This window comes from Streptomyces sp. YS-3, from assembly GCF_045257485.1.
Taxonomy (GTDB): Bacteria; Actinomycetota; Actinomycetes; order Streptomycetales; family Streptomycetaceae; genus Streptomyces.
Map to the genome: position 1 here is coordinate 1 of NZ_JBJHPC010000771.1, position 2,761 is coordinate 2,761.

The 2,761-nt window shown below is 72.0% G+C and carries 3 protein-coding genes; 2 read left to right on the forward strand and 1 reads right to left on the reverse strand.

The features are described 5' to 3' along the window. The first annotated feature begins 56 nt into the window (after positions 1-56). Both ACJA3G_RS34540 and der read left to right on the forward strand, forming a co-directional pair. Positions 57-659 (forward strand): lysophospholipid acyltransferase family protein, encoded by a 603-nt coding sequence (locus ACJA3G_RS34540; RefSeq protein WP_406556985.1) that lies wholly within the window; start codon positions 57-59, stop codon positions 657-659. A gap of 71 nt (positions 660-730) precedes the next feature. Continuing rightward, entirely contained in the window at positions 731-2,188 is a 1,458-nt protein-coding gene (gene der / locus ACJA3G_RS34545; protein WP_406556983.1) for a ribosome biogenesis GTPase Der, read from the forward strand. 50 nt (positions 2,189-2,238) lie between these two features. Here the strand turns inward: der and ACJA3G_RS34550 are convergent, their stop codons facing one another. Then, a complete protein-coding gene (locus ACJA3G_RS34550) occupies positions 2,239-2,622 on the reverse strand; it encodes a hypothetical protein (RefSeq protein WP_406556984.1) in 384 nt (127 codons plus the stop codon). Between the last annotated feature and the right edge of the window lie 139 nt (positions 2,623-2,761).

The window sequence follows — 2,761 nt, forward strand, 5'->3', positions numbered from 1 at the left end:
GCCCCGCGCCGCCGCACCCGCCCGTCACGGAGCGCGGTGCCGAGGTCGGGCGCCGCATCGGCGTCGGCCTGATGTACGGACTGTTCAGGCCCCGGGTGCTCGGGGCCTGGCGGGTGCCGGCCGACGGCCCGGTCATCTTCGCCGTCAACCACGCGCACAACATCGACGGGCCGATGCTGATGGGGACCGCGCCCCGACCGGTGCACTTCCTCATCAAGAAGGAAGCCTTCATCGGGCCGCTCGACCCGTTCCTGCGCGGTATCGGGCAGGTGAAGGTGGACCGGTCGACCGTCGACCGGACCGCGATCGACCAGGCCTGCGGGGTACTGGACAACGGCGGTGTGCTCGGGATCTTCCCCGAGGGCACCCGTGGCGAGGGGGACTTCGCCTCGCTGCGCGCCGGGCTCGCCTACTTCGCCCTGCGGTCGGGGGCGCCGATCGTCCCGGTGGCGGTACTGGGAAGCACCGAGCGCAGGGGACGGTTGATAAAGGCGCTGCCACCGCTGCGCAGCCGGGTGGACGTCGTCTTCGGCGACGCCTTCGAAGCGGGCGACGGCAGCGGCCGGCGCACTCGTACGGCGCTGGACGAGGCGACCGTACGCATCCAGGAGCGGCTCACCCGCCACCTGGAGAACGCCAGGCGCCTGACCGGGCGCTGAGCGAGACTTGGGACTTGAGTAGTGGACCGGACGCCCGGTCCATCGATGACGCAGAACGAGGAACGGACTTCATGAACGACCAGCACGACCACGGAGCGCTTGGCGACGCCGAGTACGCGGAGTTCATGGAGCTCGCCGCGGAAGAGGGCTTCGACATCGAGGACGTCGAAGGCGCGATCGAGGAGGCGGGCCACGGCCCGCTCCCCGTCCTCGCCGTCGTCGGCCGCCCGAATGTCGGTAAGTCGACCCTGGTGAACCGCATCATCGGCCGCCGTGAGGCGGTCGTCGAGGACAAGCCGGGCGTCACCCGCGACCGCGTCACCTACGAGGCGGAGTGGGCCGGCCGCCGCTTCAAGGTCGTCGACACCGGCGGCTGGGAGCAGGACGTCCTCGGCATCGACGCCTCCGTGGCCGCCCAGGCGGAGTACGCGATCGAGGCCGCCGACGCGTGTGTCTTCGTCGTGGACGCCAAGGTCGGCGCCACCGACACCGACGAGGCCGTCGTCCGGCTGCTGCGCCGGGCCGGCAAGCCGGTCGTGCTGTGCGCCAACAAGGTGGACGGCCAGTCGGGCGAGGCGGACGCCGCCTCGCTGTGGTCGCTCGGCCTCGGGATGCCGCACCCCGTCTCCTCGCTGCACGGCCGCGGCACCGGCGACATGCTGGACGCCGTCCTGGAGGCGCTGCCGGAGGCGCCCGCGCAGACCTTCGGCTCCGCCACCCCCGGCGGCCCCCGCCGCATCGCGCTGATCGGCCGTCCGAACGTCGGCAAGTCCTCCCTCCTGAACAAGGTGGCCAAGGAGGACCGCGTCGTCGTCAACGAGCTGGCCGGCACCACCCGCGACCCGGTCGACGAGCTGATCGAGCTCGGCGGGGTGACCTGGAAGTTCATCGACACCGCGGGCATCCGCAAGCGGGTCCACCTCCAGCAGGGCGCCGACTACTACGCCTCGCTGCGCACGGCCGCCGCCGTCGAGAAGGCCGAGGTGGCCGTCATCCTGATCGACGCGACCGAGAACATCAGCGTCCAGGACCAGCGCATCATCACCATGGCCGTCGAGTCGGGCCGCGCCATCGTCATCGCGTACAACAAGTGGGACGACCTCGACGAGGAGCGCCGCTACTACCTGGAGCGCGAGATCGAGACCGAGATGCAGCAGGTGGCCTGGGCACCGCGCGTCAACGTCTCGGCGCTGACCGGCCGCCACATGGAGAAGCTGGTCCCGGCGATCGAGACGGCGCTCGCGGGCTGGGAGACGCGGGTGCCGACCGGACGGCTCAACGCCTTCCTCGGCGAGATCGTCGCGGCCCACCCGCACCCGATCCGCGGTGGCAAGCAGCCGCGCATCCTGTTCGGCACGCAGGCCGGGACCAAGCCGCCGCGGTTCGTCCTCTTCGCCTCCGGCTTCCTGGAGCACGGCTACCGCCGCTTCGTCGAGCGCCGGCTGCGCGAGGAGTTCGGCTTCGAGGGCACCCCGATCCACATCTCGGTGCGGGTGCGCGAGAAGCGCGGCAGCAACAGGAAGAAGTAGCCCCGGAGGGGGGCCGCGGGCCTACGGCCGCGCGGCTCCCGCCAGGGATCTCACAGCCCCCGACGGGGGCCGGGCGGCAGTGCCGCCGGGAGCGGTTGGAGCCCGGTGTGCTGCCGCCCTTGCATATGTCCGGTGACACCGTTCGCCGCCCCGCCCAGCTGCCAGTGGGTGCCGCCGTGGGCGGGATACGGCTGGAAGCCCGGGGCGGTCTGGGGGTGCGGCGCCTGGGCGCGGGTCGGGTGGTGGTGCTGGTGGGCGCCCCGGAAACCGAGGGACCCCGAATGGCCCACGGCCGCGAAGCCCCGGAAGCCGAAGTCGTCCTCGCCGCTGCGGTCGCCCGGCAGGGCCCGGAAGGACCGGCGGTACTCCGAGTACAGCGCGTCGTAGATCGGGGTGGGCGAGTGGCCGCTCATGAGGTCCTGGGCGGGGCGCATGGAGGGGATCTGCGACTGGTACGACYGGCGGGAGGGCTCGTATGCGTGCACGTATGTGCCAACGACCCCGGCGGCCGTCGGATGCGGGCTGACGGCAGATATCACGCATCACTGGATGCAGGGGGTGAACCGGGCACAC